This window comes from Streptomyces sp. NPDC003248 (genome assembly GCF_055563235.1).
The window spans coordinates 349,881-374,901 of the sequence record NZ_JBVHDT010000002.1 but is presented as its reverse complement, the minus strand read 5'-3'; the positions used below and the strand labels follow the sequence as shown (position 1 = coordinate 374,901).

General features: G+C 72.0%; 18 protein-coding genes. 8 read left to right on the top strand and 10 right to left on the bottom strand.

Translation table 11 applies throughout. The features are described from left to right. Positions 1-32: 32 nt before the first annotated feature. On the bottom strand, positions 33-2,132 hold the full coding sequence (locus ACZ3KJ_RS07000; protein ID WP_467525218.1) for a PhoX family protein: 2,100 nt from the start codon (positions 2,130-2,132) through the stop codon (positions 33-35). 255 nt (positions 2,133-2,387) lie between these two features. Here ACZ3KJ_RS07000 and ACZ3KJ_RS06995 point away from each other — a divergent pair, with 255 nt between their 5' ends. The 3 genes from ACZ3KJ_RS06995 to ACZ3KJ_RS06985 all read left to right on the top strand — a co-directional run bounded on the left by ACZ3KJ_RS06995 (position 2,388) and on the right by ACZ3KJ_RS06985 (position 6,699). Next, positions 2,388-4,295 carry a VWA domain-containing protein gene (locus ACZ3KJ_RS06995; protein WP_467525217.1) on the top strand — a complete coding sequence of 636 codons (1,908 nt, stop codon included), beginning with the start codon at positions 2,388-2,390 and terminating at the stop codon, positions 4,293-4,295. 131 nt (positions 4,296-4,426) lie between these two features. Continuing rightward, the gene (metG, locus tag ACZ3KJ_RS06990; protein WP_467525215.1) at positions 4,427-6,043 is read left to right on the top strand and encodes a methionine--tRNA ligase; all 1,617 of its coding nucleotides are present in this window, start codon (positions 4,427-4,429) and stop codon (positions 6,041-6,043) included. 179 nt (positions 6,044-6,222) lie between these two features. Further along, complete coding sequence (locus tag ACZ3KJ_RS06985) at positions 6,223-6,699, top strand: hypothetical protein (protein ID WP_467525214.1); 477 nt, start codon at positions 6,223-6,225, stop codon at positions 6,697-6,699. Between the two features lie 72 nt (positions 6,700-6,771). Here ACZ3KJ_RS06985 and ACZ3KJ_RS06980 read toward each other — a convergent pair whose 3' ends face one another. Beyond that, complete coding sequence (locus ACZ3KJ_RS06980) at positions 6,772-7,014, bottom strand: hypothetical protein (protein ID WP_467525213.1); 243 nt, start codon at positions 7,012-7,014, stop codon at positions 6,772-6,774. Positions 7,015-7,476: 462 nt separating this feature from the next. Between ACZ3KJ_RS06980 and ACZ3KJ_RS06975 the strand changes: the two genes are divergently transcribed. After that, positions 7,477-8,961: a hypothetical protein gene (locus ACZ3KJ_RS06975; RefSeq protein WP_467525212.1), complete on the top strand. Its 1,485-nt coding sequence runs from the start codon at positions 7,477-7,479 to the stop codon at positions 8,959-8,961. A gap of 109 nt (positions 8,962-9,070) precedes the next feature. Here the strand turns inward: ACZ3KJ_RS06975 and ACZ3KJ_RS06970 are convergent, their stop codons facing one another. From ACZ3KJ_RS06970 to aspS, 4 genes are all read right to left on the bottom strand, one after another. Then, complete coding sequence (locus ACZ3KJ_RS06970; protein WP_467525211.1) at positions 9,071-10,054, bottom strand: intradiol ring-cleavage dioxygenase; 984 nt, start codon at positions 10,052-10,054, stop codon at positions 9,071-9,073. A gap of 184 nt (positions 10,055-10,238) precedes the next feature. Then, entirely contained in the window at positions 10,239-10,670 is a 432-nt protein-coding gene (locus ACZ3KJ_RS06965; protein WP_467525209.1) for a hypothetical protein, read from the bottom strand. A 208-nt stretch (positions 10,671-10,878) separates the two neighbouring features. Then, a complete protein-coding gene (locus ACZ3KJ_RS06960) occupies positions 10,879-11,784 on the bottom strand; it encodes an intradiol ring-cleavage dioxygenase (protein ID WP_467525761.1) in 906 nt (301 codons plus the stop codon). A 231-nt stretch (positions 11,785-12,015) separates the two neighbouring features. Then, positions 12,016-13,779 carry an aspartate--tRNA ligase gene (gene aspS / locus ACZ3KJ_RS06955; RefSeq protein WP_467525207.1) on the bottom strand — a complete coding sequence of 588 codons (1,764 nt, stop codon included), beginning with the start codon at positions 13,777-13,779 and terminating at the stop codon, positions 12,016-12,018. A gap of 205 nt (positions 13,780-13,984) precedes the next feature. Here aspS and ACZ3KJ_RS06950 point away from each other — a divergent pair, with 205 nt between their 5' ends. Further along, positions 13,985-16,117 (top strand): SpoIIE family protein phosphatase, encoded by a 2,133-nt coding sequence (locus ACZ3KJ_RS06950; RefSeq protein WP_467525206.1) that lies wholly within the window; start codon positions 13,985-13,987, stop codon positions 16,115-16,117. On the opposite strand, the gene ACZ3KJ_RS06945 is transcribed toward ACZ3KJ_RS06950, so the two are convergent. The 3 genes from ACZ3KJ_RS06945 to ACZ3KJ_RS06935 all read right to left on the bottom strand — a co-directional run bounded on the left by ACZ3KJ_RS06945 (position 16,084) and on the right by ACZ3KJ_RS06935 (position 18,857). Further along, a complete protein-coding gene (locus tag ACZ3KJ_RS06945; RefSeq protein WP_467525205.1) occupies positions 16,084-17,133 on the bottom strand; it encodes an AI-2E family transporter in 1,050 nt (349 codons plus the stop codon). The two genes, ACZ3KJ_RS06950 and ACZ3KJ_RS06945, sit on opposite strands and share 34 nt — an antisense overlap. Before the next feature lie 135 nt (positions 17,134-17,268). Continuing rightward, entirely contained in the window at positions 17,269-18,249 is a 981-nt protein-coding gene (locus tag ACZ3KJ_RS06940) for a pirin family protein (protein WP_467525204.1), read from the bottom strand. 143 nt (positions 18,250-18,392) lie between these two features. Then, positions 18,393-18,857 (bottom strand): SseB family protein, encoded by a 465-nt coding sequence (locus ACZ3KJ_RS06935; RefSeq protein WP_385069453.1) that lies wholly within the window; start codon positions 18,855-18,857, stop codon positions 18,393-18,395. A gap of 550 nt (positions 18,858-19,407) precedes the next feature. Between ACZ3KJ_RS06935 and ACZ3KJ_RS06930 the strand changes: the two genes are divergently transcribed. The 3 genes from ACZ3KJ_RS06930 to ACZ3KJ_RS06920 all read left to right on the top strand — a co-directional run bounded on the left by ACZ3KJ_RS06930 (position 19,408) and on the right by ACZ3KJ_RS06920 (position 23,133). Beyond that, on the top strand, positions 19,408-21,249 hold the full coding sequence (locus ACZ3KJ_RS06930; RefSeq protein WP_467525202.1) for an acyl-CoA dehydrogenase: 1,842 nt from the start codon (positions 19,408-19,410) through the stop codon (positions 21,247-21,249). Positions 21,250-21,409: 160 nt separating this feature from the next. Next, positions 21,410-22,759, top strand: a complete 1,350-nt coding sequence (locus ACZ3KJ_RS06925; protein WP_467525200.1) for a M18 family aminopeptidase — start codon at positions 21,410-21,412, stop codon at positions 22,757-22,759. Positions 22,760-22,884: 125 nt separating this feature from the next. Beyond that, entirely contained in the window at positions 22,885-23,133 is a 249-nt protein-coding gene (locus tag ACZ3KJ_RS06920; protein ID WP_467525199.1) for a DUF6458 family protein, read from the top strand. 12 nt (positions 23,134-23,145) lie between these two features. On the opposite strand, the gene ACZ3KJ_RS06915 is transcribed toward ACZ3KJ_RS06920, so the two are convergent. Further along, complete coding sequence (locus tag ACZ3KJ_RS06915; protein WP_467525198.1) at positions 23,146-24,993, bottom strand: NHL domain-containing thioredoxin family protein; 1,848 nt, start codon at positions 24,991-24,993, stop codon at positions 23,146-23,148. Positions 24,994-25,021 lie beyond the last annotated feature (28 nt).

Sequence of the window (25,021 nt, the reverse complement as noted above, 5' to 3'; positions counted from 1 at the left end):
CGGGGACGGTGGAGCGCGAACGGCACCGGCCGCTAGACGCCGATGTCCTCGCCGTCCTGGCGCCACACGGCCACGACCGCCGGGCGGACGATCTTGCCGGCGCCGTCCGGCCAGGTGCTGGCCGGCTTCTCCACGGACGCGCCGTCCACCTCACCCGGGTGCTGGACGGCGACCAGGACACGGCGGTCCTGGATGAGCGGACCGCAGGTCTCGGCGCCGGTCGGCACGGTGAGGAACTGCTTCAGCTCACCGCGCCGCGCACCGCGCGTCGCCACGCCGAACAGACCGTCGTGCGAGCCGAGCTGCGCGCCGTCCGTGGAGATCCACAGGTTGCCGTGCGGGTCGAAGGCCACGTTGTCCGGGCAGGAGATCGGGCTGACGGAGTCCTTCGGGAAGCCCGCGAAGTACGTCGCCGGGTCCTCCGGGTCACCCGCGACGAGGAACAGCGACCAGGCGAACTCCGTCGCCTCCGCGCGGTTGCGGCGCTCGGTCAGCTCCAGGACGTGCCCGTGCTTGTTGGCGTTGCGCGGGTTGGCCTCGTCCGCCTTGGCGTTCGAGCCGACACCGCGGTTGGAGTTGTTGGTGAGGGCGACGTACACCTTGCCGGTGACCGGGCTGGGCTCGATGTCCTCGGGCCGGTCCATCTTCGTCGCGCCGGCCTTGTCACCGGCGAGCCGCGTGAAGACGAAGACCTCCTCCGCCGTCATGCCCTCGACGTGCGAGACGGCGCCCTCGGCGGTGGCGGTGGCCAGCGGGATCCACTCGCCGCTGCCGTCGAACTCGCCGTCGGCCGGCAGCGTGCCGGTGCCGTCGATCTCCACGGCCGGGGAGTCGCCGGTGAGCCTGGCGACGTACAGGGTGCCCTCGTCGAGCAGCGAGAGGTTGTGCTCGCGGACGGCGCGGGAGCTGCCGTGCTTCATCCGCTTGCTGCCGACGAACTTGTAGAAGTAGTCGAAGCGCTCGTCGTCACCGGTGTAGACGACGGGCCGGCCGTCGGAGGTCAGCCGCACGGTCGCGGCCTCGTGCTTGAACCGGCCGAGGGCGGTGTGCTTGCGGGGCGTGGACGTCGGGTCGTACGGGTCGAACTCGACGACGTACCCGAACCGGTGCACCTCGTTCGGCTCCTGGGCGACGTCGAACCGCCTGTCGAACCGTTCCCACTTACGCTCGGTGGCGCCGGTGCCGATGCCGTACCGCTTGTCCGTCGTCCGGCTGCTGTTGGCGAAGTACTGGTTGAAGTTCTCCTCGCCGTGCAGGGTGGTGCCCCACGGGGTGGTGCCGCCGGAGCAGTTGTTGAGCGTGCCGAGCACCTTGGTGCCCGTCGGGTCGGCGGACGTCTTCAGCAGGTCGGAGCCGGCGGCGGGACCGGTCAGGCGGAACTCGGTGGTGGCGGTGACGCGCCGGTTCAGCGAGTGCCGGGGGACGGCGACGAGCTTGCCGGTCCTGCGGTCCTCCTCCACGACGACGGCGGACAGGCCGTGCGCGGCCCAGGCGATCTCGACCTGCTGCCGGGTCGGGTTGGCGGCGTCGTACCCCCGGAACATCAGGATCTCGTCCGTGTACTCGTGGTTCGCGACGAGCAGCTGCCTGTTCCGCTCCCCCGTCAGCGGCAGCAGCGCGAGGAAGTCGTTGTTGTAGCCGAACTGGCCCGCCTGGGCGGCCGGCGTCTGGTTCTCCGGGTCGAAGGCCGGCGCGCCCCGCAGGATGGGCTCGCCCCAGCGGATCACGACGTTCTGCCCGTACCCGTCCGGGACGACCACGGCGTCGGTCGTGTTCGGCGCGACGCTGCTGTAGCGCAGCCCCTTCGCGGCCTTGCCGCCCGGTTTCGAGGTCTTCTGCGCCGCGGAGGCCGCGGACGCCGCGGACGACTCCTGGGCCGCCGCGGCGGCGGGACGCGCCCCGGCGACGCCCGTCGCTCCGGCGGCGCCCGCGACGGTGACGACGGCGGCGGCGCGCATCATCGAGCGGCGGCTCAGGGCGCCGGCGACGACGTCACCGACGTATGCGTTGGCGCTGGTGTTGGGCACCTCGTGGAAGCAGGCGTCACCACACCGGAAACGGCAGGTCATGGCGGATCGTCCGCCGGGATGCGACTGGGACGGCGTTCCGATCAGCGGCAGAAGCTTGCGCACCTTTACTCTCCCCTTGCGTGCCCGTGGTGTGACCGTGACGGTAGGGGTACATATGTGCGGAAGCGCTGACGCTGAGTGAACGGCGGGTGAATCCCCGGCCGCCACAAGGAGGTTGACGGAATGCCGAGGCGGTGTTGACACACCTACCTTCCGCCCACTCACCCCTCCCCAAGATCACCGCTCAGGGCCGCTAACCTTACGTGTCCGTCCTGGCCAGGGATTGACGGGCATCAACTCACGCGAAGGGTTGCGCATATGGGCATTCTCACTCTCCTGCGGAACGCGTTCGGCCGCTCACGCAAGACGCGCACGGCCGAGGCAGAGGGTGCGGAACGGGTTCCTTCGCAGGAGGCGCCGAGGCAGGAGGCACCGGCGCAGGAGCCCCCCGCGCAGGAAGCCCCCGCCACCCCCGAGGCGACCGAGCCGGCCGCCCCCACCCCCCACGTCCCCGAGCCCCGCACCGCGTCCCACGCCGAACACGACCTGGTCGCAGCAGCCTTCGACAACGTAACGGTCCCCAAACCGTCCCGCCCCGCAGAGGACACCCCCTCCGCGACGGAGAAGCGGGAGGAGACGCCGGCGGAAGCGGCGGAGGAACCGGCGGCGGAAGCGGCGGAGGCGGAGCCGACGGCTCCGCCCGCGACGGCTCCGGCCGCTGAGGCCGTCGAGGCGGCTGAGGCGGCTGAGGAGCCGACCGTGGTGGAGGCGGAGCCGGCTCCGGTGACGGAGGAGACGGCTCCGGTCGCGGAGGAGGCCACGGCGGTCGCGTCGGAACCGGCCCCGGTCGCGGCTGAGGCCGCACCGGTGACGGAGGAAGCCGCTCCGGCCGTGGAGGAGCCCGCTGCGGCGGTGGAGGAGTCCGCTGCCGTCACGGAGGAACCGGCCCAGGCCTCGGAAGAGCCGACGCCGGTCGCCGGGGAACCCACTCCGGTGGCCGAAGAGGCGGCTCCGGCCGTGGAGGAGCCCGCTGCGGTCACGGAAGAGCCGACGCCGGTTGCGGACGAGGCCTCGCCCGAAATCGAGGCCGAGGCCGAGACCGAGCCGACGGCGGTCTCAGAGACGGCCGCGCCGGGCACCGAGTCCGGCGCGGAGGAGACGACCGACGCGCCCTCCACCGAGCCGGAGGCCGAGCCCTTGGTTGCCGCGGAGGCCGCGGAAGAGCCGGAGGCCGCACCGGAGACGGAGCCGGTCACCGAGGCTCCGGCGGCGGAGCCGCAGCCCGAACCCGAGACGGCTCCCACCGCCGAAGAGTCCGCCCCGGCGACCAGCCCGGAGACCGAGCCCGAGCCCTCCGCCGAGGAGCCGGCGCCGACCCCCGAACCGGAGCCGGTCGCCGAGAACCCCGAGCCCGTCACGGAGCCGGCCGCCGAGGAGGCCACCCCCGAGCCCGTCACGGGGGCGGCCGCCCCCGCAGCCACCGACGGCGAGGAAGCCCCGCAGGGGCCACCCGCACCCGACGACGAGACCCGCACGGGTGGTGCGGGTGGGAACGAACCGGCCGAAGGCGAAGCCGAGGCCGAGACCGAGCTCCCGACAGCCACCCCCGGCACCCCCCACACCACCCTCGCGAACCTCAACCTCACCGGCACCCACGCCGACGTCTACCTCGTCCTCGACCGCTCCGCGTCCATGCGCCCGTACTACAAGGACGGCTCCGCCCAGGCCCTCGCCGACCAGACCCTCGCCCTCGCCGCCCACCTCACCCCGGAGGGCACGGAGCCCAAGGTCCACGTCGTCTTCTTCTCGACGGAGGTCGACGGCACCGCCGACCTGACCCCCGCCGACCCGGAGAACAGGATCGACGAGCTGCACGCCGGCCTCGGCCGCATGGGCCGTACCAGCTACCACGCCGCCGTGGAGGCCGTCGTGTCCCACCACGAGCGGCACCGGGCATCGGCGCAGTCCCCCGCGCTGGTGATCTTCCAGACGGACGGCGCGCCGGACGCCAAGACCCCCGCCACCCAGTCCCTCACCGACGCCGCGAAGAACCACCCCACGGTCTTCTTCTCCTTCGTCGCGTTCGGCGAGCACGACAACAAGGCCTTCGACTACCTGCGCAAGCTGAAGACCCCCAACACGGCGTTCTTCCACGCGGGCCCCACCCCACGGGAGCTCACGGACCAGGAGCTCTACGAGGGCGTCCTGGCGTCCTGGCGCCCGTAACCACCCGCCCGCACCCGCACGACCACCCACCCCACACCAGCCCCCGGGGGGTGGACGGACCGCCGCGCAGGCCCCGTCCACCCCCCAAACGCAGGTGAGTGGACCTTCCGGGGGCCAGTAGGATTCCGGGCATGGCGGCCACTGGAACCGAGAAGCAGGGGACGAAGGCTTACTACGTCTCGACCCCCATCTACTACGTCAACGACGCTCCTCACCTGGGCCACGCCTACACGACCGTCGCAGGGGACGTGCTCACGCGCTGGCACCGTCAGCGCGGCGAGAAGGTGTGGTACCTCACCGGCACGGACGAGCACGGTCAGAAGATCATGCGCACGGCCGAGGCCAACGGCGTCACCCCGCAGGAGTGGGCGGACAAGCTCGTCGACGAGGCCTGGCGCCCCCTCTGGGAGCACCTCGAGGTCGCGAACGACGATTTCATCCGCACCACGCAGAAGCGGCACACCGACCGCGTCCAGGAGTTCGTGCAGGACCTGTACGACAAGGGCGAGATCTACAAGGGCGGCTACGAGGGCCCGTACTGCGTGGGCTGCGAGGAGTACAAGCTCCCCGGCGAGCTGCTCGACGGCGAGGGCGACTTCGCGGGTCAGAAGCTCTGCCCGATCCACAAGAAGCCCGTGGAGATCCTCAGCGAGGAGAACTACTTCTTCAAGCTGAGCGAGTACGGCGAGAAGCTCCTCGCCCACTACGAGGCGAACCCCGGCTTCATCCAGCCCGAGTCCGCGCGCAACGAGGTCCTGAATTTCGTCCGGCAGGGGCTCCAGGACCTCTCCATCTCCCGCTCGACGTTCGACTGGGGCATCCCGATCCCCTGGGACACCAAGCACGTGATCTACGTGTGGGTCGACGCGCTGCTGAACTACGCCACGGCGGTCGGCTACAACGAGAACGAGGAGAAGTTCGAGGCCACCTTCCCGGCCGACGTCCACCTGGTCGGCAAGGACATCCTCCGCTTCCACGCGGTGATCTGGCCCGCGATGCTGATGGCGCAGGGCCTGCCCCTGCCCGGCAAGGTCGCCGCGAACGGCTGGCTGATGGTCGGCGGCGAGAAGATGTCGAAGTCGAACCTGACCGGCATCAAGCCGCAGGACCTCACCTCGCACTTCGGCGTGGACGCCTACCGCTGGTACTTCCTGCGCGCGATCGCGTTCGGCCAGGACGGCTCCTTCTCCTGGGAGGACTTCTCCGCCCGCTACACCAGCGAGCTGGCGAACGACTACGGCAACCTCGCCTCCCGCGTCGCCGCCATGGTCGGCAAGTACTTCGACGGCCGGCTGCCCGAGGCCACCGCCGACGGCGAGGCCGAGAAGGCGCTGCACGACGGGCTGGCCAAGGCGGTCGCCGAGGCCGACCGGAAGATCGGCGACGAGCTGGACTTCCAGGGCGGCATCCTGGCCGTCTTCGACTTCGTCAAGCAGGTCAACGGCTACATCACGGAGCAGGAGCCGTGGAAGGTGGCCAAGGACACCTCGGACGAGGGCCAGGCCCGCCTCGCCACCGTCCTGTACACGGCCGCCGAGTCGCTGCGCGCGGTCGCCGTCCTGCTCAACCCCGTCATGCCGGACACCTCCCAGAAGCTCTGGGACTCCCTGGGCGCCGAGGCGACCCTGGGCGCGCTCGCCGAGCAGCGGGTGCAGGAGGCCGGCGCGTGGGGCCGGCTGCCCGCCGGTTCCACGGTCACCAAGGGCGCGGTGCTCTTCCCGCGCCTGGAGGAGAAGCCCACCGCGTAGGCCGTAGGGCCGCGGTGGACAGGGCCCGGGAAGCGTACGGCTTTCCGGGCCCCGCCCGTTCCGCGCCCCGCGCTCCACGCCCCCCGGGGCCCGAAGCCCGCGCCCCCAGGACCCCGCGCCCGCGAGCCTGCCGGGGCCCGCGTTTCGCCATGTTCCCGCCAACCCGTATGGTTTTCGCCATGGCAGTCCCCGACGTCATCCCGATCGGCTACCGGCCGAAGCAGCGCACCGAGTCCATCGGCCGGTACGCGGACGGTCAGTTCCTCGCGTCGATCACGTACGCCTTCCCCGAGGGGTTCGGCCTCGACGAGGGGTGGGAGGAGCACAAACGCCTCTACACGGTGCTCCACACCTTCGACGCCGACGGCCGCTACCGCGACTCGCAGTTCCGGTGCGCCGGCACCTGGGCCGACCACCTGCGCGACCCGCACGGCGAGGACTCGGTCCTCACCCGCGCCCGCGTCCACCTGGCCCACCTGCTGCGCAGCCTCCCGGGCCGGTCCTACACGGACATCGCGATCCGTCCGTTCCAGGTCACCCACGAGGACGTCGTGTTCGGCCTGGTGGTGAGGAAAGACGAGGACGAGAGCTGGGCCGAGCTCTACCCGGACCGCCTGGCCTTCGCCGCACCGTGGGACGGCACGTACGACACCTGACCGCCCGGCGCCGCACCACCCGGCGCCGCACCGTCCGGCACCTGACCCGTCGGCGGCTCACCGCCCGGCGGCTCACCGCCCGCCCGGCGCCGGATCCGCGTCCGGCGCCGCGGGCCCCGCAGCCCCCTCGCCCGGCGCCGCCCCCTCGCCCCGCGTCTCGCCCTCGCCCCGCGCCGCCGCCCGCCGCGCCCTGATCCGGTTGGCGGCGACCCCCGCCACGGCGAGCAGGACACCCGCACCGAGCGAACCGAGGAACTCCGGCAGGGCGTCGCGCACCAGCGAGTGCTCGGACGTCACCGGGGCCGGTGCCGTCACCGAGGACCGTGCCGGCGTCGGGGCCGCGGGAGACGCCGGTGAGGCGGCCGTCGCGGGCCCGGCGGCGAGCCACAGGAGCCCGAGGGCGCAGAGGAGGGAGGAACGGTACCGCAGAGCCGCCTCCCGGCCACCGCTTTGGCGGGGAACGGCCCCCCGCGCACACGTCCGCCGTAGCTTGAACATATCGCCCCTTTGAATGAAGTGGGTGGGAGAGACCGGGCCGTCGCGGACCAGCAGGCAGCAGGAAGCGCGGCCCGGTCTCGGCCGACCGGCCCGCCGATGACCAGCCGGTCTCTCCAGTCGACACCCACCGGCAGGGGCACTGACGCGTCTGACGGGGCAGATCTTCCGCCGTCGCGCTCTGACACACGCCCCCGTGCGCCGTCTGCCGAACGGCTGACATATGGGATGCTCTGGCCCTCTCATCTGACACAGCCTTGACACAGCGGAGGAGCCGCGGCCATGACGGCAGGGGCGCCGGACGACCAGGAGCCACAGGGCGCGCTGCACCGCATCGCCCGGGAGGTGGCGGCCCTGCGGGCGTCCGCGGGAAACCCGTCGCTGCGCCGGATCGAAGACCGTGTCAGAGCGGACGAGAAGGAAGCGACCGCCAGCCGTCAGACGATCTCCGTCATCCTCCGCGCCAAGCAGCGGACGAGACTGGACACGCTCCGCGCCGTCGTGCTCCACCTGGTGCGGCTGGACGGCACCCGGGGCACGCCCGAGGAGGAGCAGCGCGTCTGGTCCAGGATCGAGGCCCTGTGGTACGACGCGCTGCGGGAGGAGACGTCGGAGGCCGACCCCGAGGCCACCGCCGCCGTCCAGCGGTTCGCCGCCCGGCTGCGCGCGAGCGTCCTCACCCCGCTGGGCGGCGACTTCGACGACATCGGCGGCAGGCTGCGCCCCCTGCTCGCCGACGGGGAACCGGACGACGGGGTGACGCCGGCCGCGCTGTCAGCGGTCGCCCAGGGCACTCGGACACCGCGGCACCGGGAGGTCGCGCTCCTCCTCGACCTGCTGGCGCGGGACGGCCGGCCCCTGTCCCCGCGGGAACGCCAGTCACTCATGCTCGACTACGTCGAGGTGCTCCGGCGCCGCGCGCCGGCTCTGTACGACCGGTTCATGACGGACGAACTGCTCGACGCCTACCGCGACCACGCCGCACGGCTCGGGGAGCGGGCCCGTGCCGCGGACGCCGAACGTGAGGAACGCCGACGTCAGAAACTGTCACACCGCGCGGACCAGGCGCGTCTCGCCGCCCGTCTGAAGCGCCTGGAGGGCGACGCGGCCGCGGCCCACGACCGGGCGACGCGGGCCGACGTCGCCCGCGAGGAAGCGGTGGGGGCCCTGGTCAGCCTGCGGGAGGAGCGGGACAAGCTCGCCGCGCTGACGACGGCGCAGCAGCCGGCCACGCACACGCTGCCGTCGTGGAACAGCCTCGCGCCCCAGGCCGTCATCGCGGACTTCGCGGACCCGGACGCGCAGTACGGCTACTCGGCCGCCCAGTACGACCGGTCGTCCGCGCCGTACGACCACGCGCCGTACGACCACGGGCTGTACGACCACGCGCCGTACGACCCGACACCGTTCGCCCTCAGCCGGCCCTCCTACGACCCTTACGCCCCGTACGACCCGTACGCCCCGTACGGGTCGTACGGTCCCGGTGCCGGCCATGAGTTCACGAGCCATGACACCGCGCCCTACGGCCTCACCGCGTCCACGCACCAGACCGTCCGTCCGAGCACGCCCGTGCCGACACTGCCCGCCCCCGCGGCCGCCGTCCCCTCCCGGCGCCTGGTGATCGTCGCCTTCCCGGAGGTGCCGCTGCCGGACGTCCGGCCGCCGGCCCCCGCCCCCGCGCCGCCCACCTCCCGCGGCTTCCTGCGCACCGTCGTCGCCCACTTCCGCCGCAGTCACGGGCGTCACGCGCGCGGCCGTCAGAACTGACCGGCGGTGGAACGCCGACGCGGCCGGGGCGCACACCCCGGCCGCGTCGACTCGCCGGACCGGCCGGGCCGGACCGGCCGGCGGGTCGGACCGGCACCGCCGTGCCGGATCAGCTCGCGGAGGACGACGGGGACGCCGTCGCGCCCCCGCCACCCGGCTGGACGGCGTCGTCGGTGCCGTCGTGGGTGGCGTCCGGGTCGACGCCGACGGTGATCGACGCCCGCACCCCCTTGGCGATGTTCTTCTTGTCGTACTTGAGGGTGAGCAGGCCGCCCGCGGTGCCGCTCTGGTCGTAGATCGTGTCCTCGGTGAGCGTGGTCCGCTCGGTGGTGCTGGTGGAGTACGGCTCCACCTCGGCGGAGGCGAGGACCGACTCCTCGTCGAAGAAGAACTGGCCGGTGTGGCAGGTGTGGCCGCCCTCGTACCCGGCGTCGGTCCACTCGCCGTCCACGTGCACCTTGGTGTGGATGTGCACGCAGCGGCCCTGGTACCAGCCGGGGAAGACGGTCGTGAAGGTGACCCGCCCCTGCTTGTCGGTCTTCCAGGTGCCGCGCAGGTACCGCTCGTCGTCGGTGGGCTCCTCGTGGATGCCGCCACCGCCGGTCCCGCCGGACGGCGCACCCGTCGGCGGCTCACCGGTGGGGCTGCCCGAGGGGGCGCCGGACGGCAGGCCGCCTCCGCCCGTGGACAGGCTCTCGTAGCCGGAGTAGATGCCCAGCGCGTCGCAGTGCCAGATGTCCACGGCCACGTTCCGCAGCGGCTTGCAGGTCTCGGAGTCGATGACCTTCAGGTCGAGGGTGAGGGGGATGCCCTCCTTGTCCTCGGTGATGTCCTGGCGGAGCTTGTCCGCGTCGATGTAGTAGGGGCCCTCGGTGGTCTCGGAGGTGAGCCGGTAGCAGACCTCGGAGTCACTGGCGCTGCTGGTCGCCGAGGCGCTCTTCGCCTTGCCGTTCTCCCCGGCGAAAGCACCCGCGGCGAGCGTGGCGCCCGCGCCGACGGCCACAGCCGCACCGGCGCTCGCGACGACCACCTTGCGGCGGGTCAGATCGCGTTTGTGCTTGGGTCCCTGCTCGTTCTCAATGTTTCCCGTCATGGGCCAGGAAACTAGGAGGCGGGCCTGTCAGAGACGTGGGAAAGGCCTGTGCAGTCCCAGAATTCAGCGCCGTCCACCCGGAAACACACAGCTTTTCGGCCGACGGCCGACAACACGTCACCAAATCCACATACGGCCTGAACAATTTCCCGTCCCGGGTAAAGCACGGGAAAAGGGGAGCGCCCTAAGCAGCGGCCGGGCGGCTGACGGTCGCCGGGGTCATGTCGTCGGCCGGGGGCCGGTCGAGGCCCAGTGCCGTGCGGGCCGTGCGCAGGTGGTCCAGGCCCTCCCCGGCCAGCCGCGTCACCTCGCCGTACTCCTGTGCCGTCCGCGCCGCCGCCAGCCGGGCGCGAGCCGTACGGTGGCACTCAGCCGCACGGCTCAACGCCCGCCCCGCCGCCTCGTCCGCCTCGGCCCAGGCGCGGACGTCGGTGGGGACGAGGCCGCCGCCGAGGCGGACGAGCCACTGGTTCGCCTCCGCCTCGGCGTCCAGGTCGGACAGGTGCGCGGACGGCCGGAGGCGGGGTGCGGCCCGGCGCAGGGCCACCACACCGGCGACCGCACCGGCGACCGCACCGGCGATCAGCAGTACCGCGATCACGATCATGAGCCCCATGGTGGCTTCCTCCCTGCGCGCAGACCTGTGCCGACTCACGTCGGCTCCGTCCGGTTCCGTCCGGTTCCGTTCCGTCTCCACCATGAGACGACAGGCCGCTGTGGGCTCCATCGGGATACCTGTGGGGCGCCGGTGAGATGCCGGGAAGGGCCGTCCGGACGGTCGGGCGCGCCGCCGGGCGGGCGGCCGGGAGGAGGGGCGCGTGCCGTCAGCTCGCCGAGGCCGAGGGCGAGGTGCTCGGAGCCGGTGTCCCCGGGGTGTCCTGGCCGTCCTCCGTCGCCTCCGGATCGACCCCGACCGTCAGCGACGCGCGCACCCCCCTGCCGATGTCCTCCTTGTCGTAGCGGAGCCTCAGCAGACCGCCCTGCGCACCGCTCTGGTCGTAGATCGTGTCCTCGGTGAGCGTGGTCCGCTCGGCGGTGTTGCCGCTGTAGGGGGCGAGCTCGGCGGAGGCGAGGACCGACTCCTCGTCGAAGAAGAACTGGCCGGTGTGGCAGGTGTGGCCGCCCTCGTACCCGGCGTCGGTCCACTCGCCGTCCACGTGCACCTTGGTGTGGATGTGCACGCAGCGGCCCCGGTACCAGCCCGGGAAGACCGTCCGGAAGGCGACCCGGCCCTGCCGGTCGGTCCGCCAGGTGCCGCGCAAGTAGCGGGTGTCGTCCGTCGGTTCCTGGTGCCCCCCGCCGGGAGGCGCGCCCGTGGGGGCGTCGGTCGGGGTGCCGGTCGGGGGCTCGCCGGTGGGAGCCGGGCCGCCCCCGCCGCCGTTGCCCTGGTCCTCGTACCCCGAGTACACGCCGACCGCGTCGCAGTGCCAGATGTCCACGGCCGCGTTCCGGATCGGCCGGCACGTCTCCGAGTCGATCACCTTGAGGCTGAGCAGCAGGGGGATCCCCTCGCGGTCCTCGGTGATGTCCTGGCGGATCTTGTCGGCGTCGATGTAGTACGGGCCCTCGACCGTCTCCGAGGTCAGCCGGTAGCAGAGATCGGCGTCGGCTTCGTCGCCGGCGGTTCTCGTGCCGTCACCGGCGAACGCGCTCGTCGCGAAGGCGCTGCCGCCCAGTCCCGCCACGGCGAGGGCGCCCGCGCCCACGGCCACCACTTTGCGGCGCGTCAGTGCATCGGTCGTGTCGTACTCGTTGTACTCGTTGTTCTCGTTGTACTCGTTGTTCTCGGTGTTCTCGTTGCGCTCCTGAGGCTGTTCCTTCGCTGTCATGGCGCTGGAAGCTAGGCAGGAAGCCTGTCAGCGAGCTGAGAAAACGGCCTTCTTCCGCCGCGCATGCGAAAGGGACCTGAAATCGACGTCGACTTCAGGTCCCTTTTCACGGCGCTATGCGAAAGGCTTGCCTTACTTCGGCTGCGGCTTGCGCACCGTCAGGTGCAGCTCGCGCAGACGCGCCTCGTCCAGTTCGGTCGGCGCGCCCATCATCAGGTCCTGGGCGTTGCCGTTGAGCGGGAAGGCGATGGTCTCGCGGATGTTGGGCTCGTCGGCCAGCAGCATCACGATGCGGTCGACGCCCGGCGCGATGCCACCGTGCGGCGGAGCGCCGAAGCGGAACGCGCGCAGCATGCCCGCGAACTGCTCCTCGACGGTGTCCCGGTCGTAGCCGGCGATCTCGAAGGCCTTGAGCATGATCTCCGGCTCGTGGTTCCGGATCGCGCCGGAGGACAGCTCGACGCCGTTGCAGACGATGTCGTACTGCCAGCCGAGGATGTCCAGCGGGTCCTGGGTCTCCAGTGCCTCGAGGCCGCCCTGCGGCATCGAGAACGGGTTGTGCGAGAAGTCGATCTTCCCGGTGTCCTCGTCCTTCTCGTACATCGGGAAGTCGACGATCCAGCAGAACCGGAAGACGCCCTCTTCGAAGTGCCCGGCGCGCTTGGCGGCCTCGACCCGGACGGCGCCCATGATCTTGGAGACCTCGTCGAACTCGCCCGCGCCGAAGAACACGGCGTGGCCGGCGGCCAGCGACAGGCGCTTGGTCAGCTCGGCGACGTTCTCCTCGGTGAGGAACTTGGCGATCGGGCCGGTCAGCGAACCGTCCTCGGCCACGCGCACCCAGGCCAGGCCCTTGGCGCCGAGCGAGACCGCGAAGTCACCGAGCTGGTCGAAGAACTTCCGCGGCTGGTCCTGCACGGCGGGAACGGGCAGCGCGCGCACGTGCTTGCCGGCGAACGCCTTGAACTCCGAGCCCTCGAAGACGTCGGTGATGTCCACCAGCTCGAGCTGGGCGCGCAGGTCCGGCTTGTCGGAGCCGTACTTCAGCATCGCCTCGCGGAACGGGATCCGCGGGAACGGCGAGGTGACGTGACGGCCGTTGCCGAACTCCTCGAACAGCTCCGTCATGAGCTTCTCGATCGGCTGGAAGACGTCCTCCTGCTCGACGAAGCTCATCTCCACGTCGAGCTGGTAGAACTCGCCCGGCGAACGGTCGGCGCGGGCGTCCTCGTCGCGGAAGCAGGGCGCGATCTGGAAGTAGCGGTCGAAGCCGGAGATCATCAGCAGCTGCTTGAACTGCTGCGGCGCCTGGGGCAGGGCGTAGAACTTGCCCGGGTTCAGGCGGGAGGGCACCACGAAGTCGCGGGCGCCCTCGGGAGAGGTCGCCGACAGGATCGGGGTCGCCATCTCGTTGAAGCCGAGGGCCGTCATCTTGTGCCGGATGGCCGAGATGACCGCCGTGCGCAGCATGATGTTGCGGTGCATGCGCTCGCGGCGCAGGTCCAGGAAGCGGTACTCCAGGCGCCGCTCCTCGTTGACCCCGTCCTCGGTGTTGATGGTGAAGGGGAGCGGCTGGGCGGCGCCGAGCAGCTCGACCTCGGCCACCTCGACCTCGACCTCACCGGTGGGCAGGTCCGCGTTGACGTTCTCGGCGCCACGCGAGACGACCTTGCCGTCGATCCGGACGGTCGACTCCTTGGTCAGCTTGTCGAGGGCCTCGTACGCGGGCGTGCCGGGACGGGCGACCAGCTGCGTGATGCCGTAATGGTCGCGCAGATCGATGAAGAGGATGCCGCCCAGGTCGCGCCGATTGTGCAGCCAGCCACTCAGCCGGACGTCGGTGCCGACGTCAGAGGCGCGGAGCTCGCCGCAGGTGTGGGACCTGTACCGATGCATCGTCGTTCATCCAGTCTTCGCGGATCGGGGTCTGTGGATCGGCCAGTGCTTCAGGCCGGTGTTTCACGTGAAACACCCCCAGCGTACCGGGCAGGCCACCATCGCCTCTCCCCACTTACAGCGCTGATGATCAGCCGTCGGCCGGGGACACCCCACAGACCACGATCAGTGGCAGACGTCGTTCGCATGTTCTTAAAGTGGGGCAATGCGCACTGGTGAGCCCCTGCCCGCCGTGGAGCAGGTCCTCGCCTCCCTCGCGACCGGCCTGTGGCACTGGAGCACGGCCTCCGGGCTGGTCACGGTCGACGCCGAGGCCGCCCGGCTGCTCGGGCTGCCCGCCGAGGCGACCGTCCTCACCGAGGTGCGGGCCCGAGCCCGGATCCACCCGGTCGACTGGAACGAGATCACCGGAGTGATCCAGCTCGCCGTCGCCGAGGGCACCCTCGCCGAGGTCCGCATCCGGATCGTGGACGACCAGGGCCGGACCCTGCGGGTGGTCCGCAGCCGGTCCAAGCCGTCGTTCGACCCGGTGAAGAAGGCGTACGAGCTGACCGGCACCCTCCAGGAGGTCACCGAGCCGCGTCCCGGTACCCCGTCCGACCGCACCGCCGTCACCGGCGACTGGCGGCGCTCCCGGGAGGCGTTCCTGCTGGACGCGGGCCGGGCGCTGGCGGAGGCCCGCTCCACGGAGGAGGTGCTGCGGGTCGCGGCGGGGCTGTCGATGCCGGGCTTCACACCGGACGGCCTGACGGTCTTCGGGGTGGAGGGCGACCGGCTGACGATCATCGGCCACCACGGACAGCCGCCCGGCGACATCCCCTTCACCCAGTTGTCCCTGCGGACGGACTATCCGGCGGCCGAGGCGATACGCACCGGCCGGGCCGTCTACCTGTCCTCGCCCGAGCAGTACCGGGAGCGCTACCCGCTCATCTGGCCGCGGATCGCGCACTACGGCCGGCAGTCCTGGGCGTACCTGCCGCTGACCGTGGGGGGCCGCCCCATGGGCGCCTGGATGGCCGCCTTCACCTATCCGGTGGCCTTCACCCCCGACGAGCGGTCCGTCCTGACCACCGTGGCCCGCATGCTCGCCCAGGCCCTCAGCAGGGCGGGCGCCGCCGAGACCCAGCGGGAGCTGACGGACGGCCTCCAGCGCACGATGCTGCCCACGCTCGGCCCCGAGATCCCGGGCATGACCCTCGCCGCCCGCTACATCCCCACCGGCGGCGGCCTCCAGGTCGGCGGCGACTGGTACGACATGATCCCGCTGCCCGGGGGCAGGTTCGCGCTGGTCATCGGGGACGTGCAGGGGCACGACGTGCGCGCCGCCGGTCTCATGGGCCAGCTGCGCATCGCCCTGCGGGCGTACGCCGCCGAGGGCCACCGCCCCGACGCCGTCCTCTCCCGCGCCTCCCGCTTCCTCTACGGCCTCACCCACACCGGCGAGCCCGGCACCGGCCCCGACCTGCGTTTCGCGACCTGTCTGTACGTCGAGGTCGACCCGGTGACCGGGGTCCTGGAGACCGCGCGGGCCGGTCATCTCGACCCGGCGGTCCGGCTGGCCGACGGCACCGTCCTGGTCCGCGCCACGGCGGGCGGACTGCCCCTGGGCGTCGACCCGGACGCCGACTACCCGATCACCCGCCTCGGCCTGGAACCCGGCGAGGCGCTGATGATGTGCACCGACGGGCTGCTGGAGACCGGCGGGCACGACCTCGACACCGGCTGGCGGCGCGTCCGCAACATCCTGGAGTCCCACCAGGGCGGCCTGGAGGAGCTGGCGGACGCACTGGTCCAGGCGGTGCACGGGCCGTCGTCCCACCACACCCCCGGCCCCTTCGCCGACCGGCGGGAGGACGACATCGCCCTCCTGCTCGTCTGCCGCCAGGGAGGCACCTGCGACCTCGGCGCCGCCGTGCCCCTGCGACCGTCGGTGCGGCGCACCATGATGACGGTGGCGCAGGCCGAGCCCGAGCGGGTCTCCGAGGCCCGGCGGGAGGTGCGCGATCTGCTGCACGACTGGCCCTCCGAGGACCAGGTCGACTCGGCGGTGCTGCTGGTCTCCGAGACGCTGACGAACGTCCTCGTGCACACCGACACCGACGCGCTGCTGGTCGTCGAGGTGACCGGCGATCCCGGCAAGCGGCGGATGCGGTTCGAGGTGACCGACAGCAGCGACGACCTGCCGCACAAGCGCCGCCCCGGGGAACTGGCCTCCTCGGGCCGCGGCCTGGTCCTCATCGAGCTCCTCGCCCACAAGTGGGGGGTGGCGCCGCGGGGCGAGGGCAAGAGCATCTGGTTCGAGCTCTACGAGTCGCTCTCGTCGGCGGCCGCCGGATAGCGCTCCCGCAGTTCGTCCGCGACCCCGAAGGCGGCCGCGGTGAGCGGTACGGCGAGCAGCATGCCGAGGATCCCCGCGACGGACGCCCCCGCCGTGATCGCCAGCATCACCACCGCCGGGTGCATCTGCACGGTCCGGCTCTGGATCACCGGCTGGAGCACATGCCCCTCCAGCACCTGCACGGCGAGCACCACCCCGAGCGCCCACAGCGCGATGACGAAGCCGCGGTCGGCGAGCGCGACGAGCACGGCGACCGCGCCGGAGAGGAAGGCGCCGAGGTAGGGGATGTACGCCCCGACGAAGACGAGCGCGCCGAGTCCCGCGGCCCCCGGCACCCGGAGGACCAGCAGCCCGACGGTGATGCACACGGCGTCGATGAACGCGATGAGCGTCGTCCCCCGCATGAACCCCTCGACGGCGCGGAACGCCTTGCGGGCCATGGCCTCCACGGTGTCCGCGCCCCCGTCCGGCGCGACCGCCCGCAGGGCGCCGACGGCCCGGTCGGAGTCGCGCAGGAAGAAGAAGACGAGCAGCAGCGCGAGGACGGCCATGGCGATGCTCTCGCCCACGACGCTGACCCCGCTGATGACTCCGGAGGCGGCGGTCCCGCCGAACTTGCCCAGCAGCTCCCTGGCGTTGGACGCGAGGTCCTCCAGTGAGGTCCCGGCCGCCCCGAAGTGCCGGGCGAGGTCCCGCGCCGCGGCCCGCAGCGACGCGATGATCTGGTCCCCGCTGTCGACCAGCACGGCGGCGACGATGTACACGGCCCCGCCGACCACCGCCAGGACGGCCACACAGGTGGCGGCGGCGGAGACCGACCGGTTGACGCCCGCCCTGACGAGCCGCCGGTGGAACGGCCCGAGCAGCGCGGTGCCGAGCAGCGCGAGCAGCACGGGCACGACGGCCGTCCGGAACTCCACGCACAGCCGGATCCCGACGTAGACGACGCCCGACACGAGCAGGATGACGGCGCACCAGGCGGCGAGGCGGCGGACGGGGAGGGGCAGCAGGCGCACGCCTCCAGCGGATCACGTGCCCGCCCGGTTGTCCCTCCGTGCCGGTCCGCCCGGGTGACGGCGTGTCACCCGGGCGGACGGCGACGGACGGCGCCTGACGACGCCTGACGACGCCTGGCGACGCCTGACGGCGGATCAGGCCTCCTCGGGACCGCTCTCCGTCATCCCGTGGACGGCCGGGACGGTGCCCAGGCGGCCCTTCTGGAAGTCCTCGAAGGCCTGCATGAGTTCGTCCTTGGTGTTCATGACGAACGGGCCGTAGTGGACCATGGGCTCACGGATGGGCCGGCCGCCGAGGAGGACGACCTCCAGGTCCGGCGTATGGGAGTCCTGCTTCTCGTCCGCGCGGACGGTCAGCGAGGAGCCGGCGCCGAAGACGGCGGTCTGGCCCAGGTGGATCGGCCGCTGCTGGGTGCCGACCGAGCCCTTGCCGGCCATCACGTAGGCGAGGGCGTTGAAGTCCTCGCGCCACGGCAGGGTCAGCTCGGCGCCCGGCGCCAGCGTCGCGTGGATCATCGTGATCGGCGTGTGGGTGGCTCCGGGGCCCTGGTGGCCGTCCAGGTCACCGGCGATGACGCGGATCAGCGCGCCGCCGTCCGGCGAGGTCAGCAGGGCGACCTGCCCGCTGCGCAGGTCCTGGTACCTCGGCGCCATCATCTTGTCCTTGGCCGGCAGGTTCACCCACAGCTGGAGGCCGTGGAAGAGACCGCCCGACATGACCAGGTGCTCCGGCGGCGCCTCGATGTGCAGCAGGCCCGAGCCGGCCGTCATCCACTGGGTGTCGCCGTTGGTGATCGTGCCGCCGCCACCGTTGCTGTCCTGGTGGTCGAAGATCCCGTCGATGATGTAGGTGACGGTCTCGAAGCCGCGGTGCGGGTGCCAGGGGGTGCCCTTCGGCTCACCCGGCGCGTACTCCACCTCGCCCATCTGGTCCATCATGATGAACGGGTCGAGGTGACGGTAGTGGATCCCGGCGAACGCGCGGCGCACCGGGAAGCCCTCACCCTCGTAACCGCTGGGCGCGGTCGTGACGGTGAGCACGGGGCGGGCCACGGCATCGGCCGGCGCGGTCACGCGCGGCAGCGTCAACGGGTTCTCGACGGTCACGGCGGGCATGTCGGTACCTCCTTGGGCGACGTGCGTCCCACTTTAGTTGAGCGTTGAACTTTCCGCCACTCATAACGACACGAGCCCGGAGGGCATTCCCTCCGGGCTCGGACACTGGCGGGCCGCGGCGGTGCGGCACGTGCGGTCGGTCGTCAGCCGTACATCCGGCGCATCGCGAAGTCGACCATCTGCTCGACCGCCTTCGCGTCGAAGACCATCCGGTGCTCGCCCTCCATGTCGAGGACGAAGCCGTAGCCGGTGGGCAGCAGGTCGAGCACCTCGGCACCCGTGATCACGAAGTACTTGGACTCCTTGCCGGCGTACCGGCGCAGTTCCTTGAGCGTGGTGAACATCGGGATCACCGGCTGCTGGGTGTTGTGCAGGGCGAGGAAGCCGGGGTTGTCGCCGCGCGGGCAGTAGACCTTCGAGGTCGCGAAGACCTGCTGGAAGTCCTCGGCGGCCAACTGCCCGGTGGTGAAGGCCCGCACCGCGTCCGCGAGCGAGGGCGGGGACGGCTCGGGGTACAGGGGCGGCTGCTGGCCGTACCCGCCGCCCATGGGCTGCTGCGGCGGGGCGTACTGCTGCTGAGCGCCGACGTTCTGGTCGTAGCCGTACATGGGCGCAAGCGTACCGAGAGCGGTGTTCGGGCGCGGCGCCACCCGGGAGTAAGCGGGACCCCGGGGAGGGAGAGCCCGCCCCGGGGCGGGGCGGAGGCCGTCCGCGGGGCGGGGCGGAGGCCGTCCGCGGGGCGGGGCGGAGGCCGTCCGCGGGGCGGGGCGGAGGCCGTCCGCAGGGCGGGGCGGAGGCCGTCCGCAGGGCGGGCGGAACCCGCCCACCGGCCACGGGGAAGCCGCCCTCGGGCCGGGCGGAAGCCGCCCACGGGCCACGCGGAGGCCGCCCTGCGGGCCACGCGGAGGCCGTCCCGCGGGCCACGCGGAGGCCGTCCACGGCCCGTGCGGAACCCGCCCGCCCGCCGCGCGGAACCCGCCCGCGGCCCGCGCGGGCGCCGTCCTCGGGCTGCGGGAACGCGGCGATCGTCACAGATCGGGGATCGGGGTTGCGGCTTATTACCGGCGGGTAGCATCATCGTAGCTACTTGTTGGTACGTGAACTAGCGCGAGGATCCAGTGCCTCGCCGATCTCTCTACGGATCCGGGAGCCGTCGCCATGGGGCACTACAAGTCGAATCTCCGCGACATCGAGTTCAACCTCTTCGAGGTGCTGGGCCGCGACAAGCTGTACGGCAGCGGCCCCTTCGAGGAGATGGACACCGAGACCGCCAAGAGCATCCTCGAGGAGCTGACCCGCCTCGCGGAGAACGAGCTGGCCGAGTCCTTCGCCGACGCCGACCGCAACCCGCCGGTCTTCGACCCGGAGACCAGCACCGCGCCGGTCCCCGCGTCCTTCAAGAAGAGCTACCAGGCCTTCATGGACTCCGAGTACTGGCGCCTCGGCCTGCCCGAGGAGATCGGCGGCACCACCGCCCCGCCGTCCCTGATCTGGGCGTACGCCGAGCTGGTCCTGGGCGCCAACCCGGCCGTGTGGATGTACTCCTCCGGCCCGGCCTTCGCGGGGATCCTCTTCGACGAGGGCAACGAGGTCCAGAAGAAGATCGCGCGGATCGCCGTCGAGCGCCAGTGGGGCTCCACCATGGTCCTCACCGAGCCCGACGCGGGCTCCGACGTGGGCGCCGGCCGCACCAAGGCGGTGCGGCAGGAGGACGGCTCCTGGCACATCGAGGGCGTGAAGCGCTTCATCACCTCGGGCGAGCACGACATGTCGGAGAACATCCTCCACTACGTGCTGGCCCGCCCCGAGGGCGCCGGCCCCGGCACCAAGGGCCTGTCCCTCTTCCTCGTCCCGAAGTACCTCGTCGACGCCGAGACCGGCGAGCTGGGCGAGCGCAACGGCGTCTACGCCACCAACGTCGAGCACAAGATGGGCCTGAAGGCCTCCAACACCTGCGAGATGACCTTCGGCGACCGCCACCCCGCCAAGGGCTGGCTGATCGGCGACAAGCACGACGGCATCCGCCAGATGTTCCGCATCATCGAGTTCGCCCGCATGATGGTCGGCACGAAGGCGATCTCCACCCTGTCGACGGGCTACCTCAACGCGCTGGAATACGCCAAGGAGCGCGTCCAGGGCCCCGACCTGGCGAACTTCATGGACAAGACCGCGCCCAAGGTCACCATCACCCACCACCCCGACGTACGCCGCTCGCTGATCACCCAGAAGGCGTACGCGGAGGGCATGCGGGCGCTGGTGCTGTACACCGCCTCCGTCCAGGACGCGATCGCGGTGAAGGAGGCGAACGACGAGGACGCCTCCGCCGAGCACGCGCTGAACGACCTGCTCCTGCCGATCGTCAAGGGCTACGGCTCCGAGAAGGGCTACGAGCAGCTCGCCCAGTCGCTCCAGACCTTCGGCGGCTCCGGCTTCCTCCAGGAGTACCCGATCGAGCAGTACATCCGCGACGCCAAGATCGACACCCTGTACGAGGGCACCACGGCGATCCAGGGCCAGGACTACTTCTTCCGGAAGATCGTCCGCAACCAGGGCGCGGCCCTGAACTCCCTCGCCGAGGACATCAAGAAGTTCCTGGCCCTCGGCACCGGCGGCGAGGAGCTGGCGGGCGCCCGCGAGCACCTGGCCAAGGCGGCCGTGGAGCTGGAGGCGATCGTCGGCCTGATGCTGACCGACCTCGCGGCCACCGAGCAGGACGTCAAGAACATCTACAAGGTGGGCCTGAACACCACCCGCCTGCTGCTGGCCTCCGGTGACGTGGTCGTCGGCTACCTGCTGCTGAAGGGCGCGGCGGTCGCGGCGGAGAAGCTTCAGACGGCCTCCGCCAAGGCTGTGTCGTCCAAGGACGTGGCGTTCTACACCGGCAAGATCGCCGCGGCGAAGTTCTTCGCGGCGAACGTCCTGCCGGGCGTCACCCTGGCCCGCAAGGTGGCCTCGGGCGTCGACCTGGACCTGATGGAGCTGGACGAGGCAGCCTTCTAGCCACCGCCCCGGGAGACACCCGAGGCGCGGCGGGCCGGGCGAGCACCCGACTCACCGCCCCGGTGAAGCACCCGCGGCGGCCGCGAACTGCACACCGTCCTCACGAGGGCCCGCTCCTTTCGCCAGGAGCGGGCTTTCGTACGTCGTTAAGGTGAACTCCATGAGCGAACCTGCCCGCCCGTCCTCCGGCGCCACCCCTCCAGGAAGTGCCTCGCGCACTCCTGCGGCCTTCGACCGCGGCCACACCGACGACCTGATGTCCTTCCTCTCGGCGAGCCCGTCGCCGTACCACGCCGTGGCGAACGCCGCCGAACGGCTGGAGAAGGCCGGGTTCCGCCAGGTCGCCGAGACGGACGCCTGGGACGGGACCAGCGGCGGGAAGTACGTACTGCGCGGGGGCGCCATCGTCGCCTGGTACGTCCCCGAGGGCGCCGCCCCGCACACCCCCTTCCGGATCGTCGGCGCGCACACCGACTCCCCCAACCTGCGCGTCAAGCCGCTGCCCGACACCGGTGCGCACGGCTGGCGCCAGGTCGCCGTGGAGATCTACGGCGGGCCGCTGCTCAACTCCTGGCTCGACCGCGACCTGGGCATCGCCGGCCGCCTCACCCTGCGCGACGGCTCCACCCGCCTGATCGACGTCGGCCGGCCGCTGCTGCGGGTGCCGCAGCTCGCCATCCACCTGGACCGCGCGGTGAGCAGCGAAGGACTCAAGCTCGACAAGCAGCGCCACCTCCAGCCCGTGTGGGGACTGGGCAACGACGTCCGCGACGGCGACCTGATCGCCTTCCTGGCGGAGTCGGCCGGCCTCGCCGCCGACCAGGTCACCGGCTGGGACCTGATGACGCACTCCGTCGAGCCGCCCGCCTACCTGGGCCGCGACGAGGAGCTGGTGGCCGGGCCGCGCATGGACAACCTGCTGTCCGTGCACGCCGGCACGGCGGCGCTGGCGGCCGTGGCGACCGGCGGCACCGACCTCCCCTGCATCCCCGTGCTCGCCGCCTTCGACCACGAGGAGAACGGCTCGCAGTCGGACACCGGCGCGGACGGACCGCTGCTCGGCAGCGTCCTGGAGCGCTCGGTGTTCGCGCGCGGGGGGACGTACGAGGACCGGGCGAGGGCCTTCGCCGGCACCGTCTGTCTCTCCTCCGACACCGGGCACGCGGTCCACCCCAACTACGCGGAGCGGCACGACCCGACGCACCACCCGCGCGTCAACGGCGGCCCCATCCTCAAGGTCAACGTCAACAACCGCTACGCCACGGACGGTACGGGCCGCGCGGTCTTCGCCGCCGCCTGCGAGAAGGCGGGCGTCCCCTTCCAGTCGTTCGTCTCCAACAACTCCATGCCGTGCGGCACGACGATCGGCCCGATCACCGCGGCCCGGCACGGCATCCGCACCGTCGACATCGGCGTGGCGATCCTGTCGATGCACAGCGCACGGGAGTTGAGCGGCGCGGACGACCCGTACCTGCTGGCGAACGCCCTGACGGCCTTCCTGGAGGGCTGAGACGCCGTCGACGGAGCACCGGCCGACGGTCCGTGAGGATCCGTCACCGCATGGGCGTCGACCGCCGGGGTACACGGGTTCGGGGAACCGGAACGACCGGTACACCGGACAGGGAGGCGACACTCATGGGCCTCGGCGGGTGCATCATCCTCATCGCCGTGGGAGCCATCCTCACGTTCGCGACCGACTGGGACATGCAGGGGGTCAACCTCGACCTGGTCGGAGTCATCCTGATGATCGTCGGCCTGATCGGCGTGACGACCTTCAGCAGCATCGCCCGGCGCCGCCGCGTGATGGTGCCGCCGGCCTCGACCACCGTGGTCGAGACGGACCGGCACCACCGCGACGGATACGGCGACGGGTACGGCGTGTGACCGCTCCCGGGATCAGGCGTCCAGGCCTGCCAGCACCAGCGGCAGCCGGTCGGCGCCTGACTCGGTGAGCACCACCGGAACACCCCAGTCCTGCTGGTGGACATGGCAGGCGGGGTACTCGGCCGCGGGGTCGTCGTCGCAGGACGCGGCCATCGCGGAGACGTGCAGCACCCCCTCCGGCACCGCCGGGTCCAGCTCCAGCACGCGCGCCAGATCGGTGTCCGCGCCCGCCCCCGACAGCAGCAGCTCGGGCGGGGTGGCGGAGACCAGCAGACGGGTGGACGGGCCGTAGCGGGTGTCGAGCTTCTGACCGGCCGGCGCCTGGAAGATCACGTCCAGCCGGAGCGTGCCCGGCGCCACCTCGGTGGCGGCCCGCTGCGTCCGGTGGGCGACCGCCTCGACGCGGACCGCCTCCTCCGGCAGCCGCAGCCGGGTCAGCCGGTGCCGGGCCGACTCCACGACCACGATGTCGTCGCCGACGAGCACCGCGTCGCTGGGCTCGCGCAGGTCCGTGGCGAGCGTGGTGACCTCGCCCGTCGCCGGGTCGTAGCGGCGCAGGGCGTGGTTGTAGGTGTCGCTGACGGCGACCGAGCCGTCGGGCAGGACGGTGACACCCAGCGGATGCTGGAGCAGCGCCTGCCCCGCCGCGCCGTCCCGGTGACCGAAGTCGAACAGCCCGGTGCCGACGGCGGTGCGGACCACGCCGCCGGAATCCACCCAGCGCAGGGCCGAGGTCTCGGAGTCGGCCAGCCAGAGCCGCTCCCCGTCGGGGGAGACCGCGAGCCCGGACGGCTGCGCGAACCAGGCCTCGGCGGCGGGCCCGTCCACGAGCCCCTCGTTGGTGGTCCCGGCGGCGACACCGACGGTCCCGGCGACCGGATCGTACGCCCACAGCTGGTGCACGCCCGCCATCGCGATCCACACCCGGCCGCCGAACAGGGCCACGTCCCACGGCGAGGACAGATCGACCGACCGGGCCGGACCGGACGTCGGTGACCCCTGCCACCACTGCTTCCCGGTACCGGCGAGCGTGGTCACCTCACCGGAGCCGAGATCGAGGCGGCGCAGGGCGTGGTTGACGGTGTCCGCGACGATCACGGACGAGCCGTCGAGGAGGGCGAGCCCCTGCGGCTCGTTGAAGGAGGCCGTCTCCGCCGTGCCGTCGGCGAAGCCGCGCACCCCGGACCCGATCCGCCGCACGACGCTCTCCCCGTCCTCCGCCAGCTCCACGAGCTGATGCCGGGTGGTGTCGCTGACCAGCAGGTTCCCGGACGGCAGCAGGACCGCCTTGCCGGGGAAGCGGAGATCCGTCGGCTCCGGCTCGGGCGCCACGTACGGCCCGTCACCGCGCCGCAGCGTCCCCTTCGCCGCGTGCTCGGCCTCCAGCTCCGTCACCAGCCGCTCGATGGCGTGCACATGCCCCTCACCGGCGTGCTGGGCGACGACGTACCCCTCGGGGTCGATCACGACGAGCGTCGGCCACGCCCGCACCGCGTACTGCTTCCAGGTGGCGAGCTCGGGGTCGTCGAGCACCGGGTGTTCGACGCCGTACCGCTCCACCGCGTCCACGACCGCCGCGTGCTCCGCCTCGTGCACGAACTTCGGCGAGTGCACGCCGACGACGACCACGGTGTCCCGGTGCTTCTCCTCCAGCTCGCGCAGCTCGTCCAGGACGTGCAGACAGTTCACGCAGCAGAACGTCCAAAAATCAACGACGACGCACTTACCTCGGAGGCCTGCGAGGGTGAGCTCCTTGCCCCCGGTGTTGAGCCAGCCCCCCTTGCCGATCAGCTCGGGGGCGCGGACACGGGCGCGGCGGCGTGGGGGCGCGGGGGTGGGCGCGGAGGCGGCATCGTGCATGCTTCAAGCTTGCCATCGGGGCGTAAGC

Coding starts and splice junctions, on each gene's coding strand:
- ACZ3KJ_RS06985 (WP_467525214.1), top strand. CDS start 6,223: ATGGCAGTCCCCGACGTCATCCCGATCGGCTACCGGCCGAAGCAGCGC.
- metG (WP_467525215.1), top strand. CDS start 4,427: ATGGCGGCCACTGGAACCGAGAAGCAGGGGACGAAGGCTTACTACGTC.
- ACZ3KJ_RS06930 (WP_467525202.1), top strand. CDS start 19,408: ATGGGGCACTACAAGTCGAATCTCCGCGACATCGAGTTCAACCTCTTC.
- ACZ3KJ_RS06925 (WP_467525200.1), top strand. CDS start 21,410: ATGAGCGAACCTGCCCGCCCGTCCTCCGGCGCCACCCCTCCAGGAAGT.
- ACZ3KJ_RS06965 (WP_467525209.1), bottom strand. CDS start 10,670: ATGGGGCTCATGATCGTGATCGCGGTACTGCTGATCGCCGGTGCGGTC.
- ACZ3KJ_RS06975 (WP_467525212.1), top strand. CDS start 7,477: ATGACGGCAGGGGCGCCGGACGACCAGGAGCCACAGGGCGCGCTGCAC.
- ACZ3KJ_RS06970 (WP_467525211.1), bottom strand. CDS start 10,054: ATGACGGGAAACATTGAGAACGAGCAGGGACCCAAGCACAAACGCGAT.
- ACZ3KJ_RS06940 (WP_467525204.1), bottom strand. CDS start 18,249: ATGCCCGCCGTGACCGTCGAGAACCCGTTGACGCTGCCGCGCGTGACC.
- aspS (WP_467525207.1), bottom strand. CDS start 13,779: ATGCATCGGTACAGGTCCCACACCTGCGGCGAGCTCCGCGCCTCTGAC.
- ACZ3KJ_RS06915 (WP_467525198.1), bottom strand. CDS start 24,993: ATGCACGATGCCGCCTCCGCGCCCACCCCCGCGCCCCCACGCCGCCGC.
- ACZ3KJ_RS06995 (WP_467525217.1), top strand. CDS start 2,388: ATGGGCATTCTCACTCTCCTGCGGAACGCGTTCGGCCGCTCACGCAAG.
- ACZ3KJ_RS06920 (WP_467525199.1), top strand. CDS start 22,885: ATGGGCCTCGGCGGGTGCATCATCCTCATCGCCGTGGGAGCCATCCTC.
- ACZ3KJ_RS06950 (WP_467525206.1), top strand. CDS start 13,985: ATGCGCACTGGTGAGCCCCTGCCCGCCGTGGAGCAGGTCCTCGCCTCC.
- ACZ3KJ_RS06935 (WP_385069453.1), bottom strand. CDS start 18,857: ATGTACGGCTACGACCAGAACGTCGGCGCTCAGCAGCAGTACGCCCCG.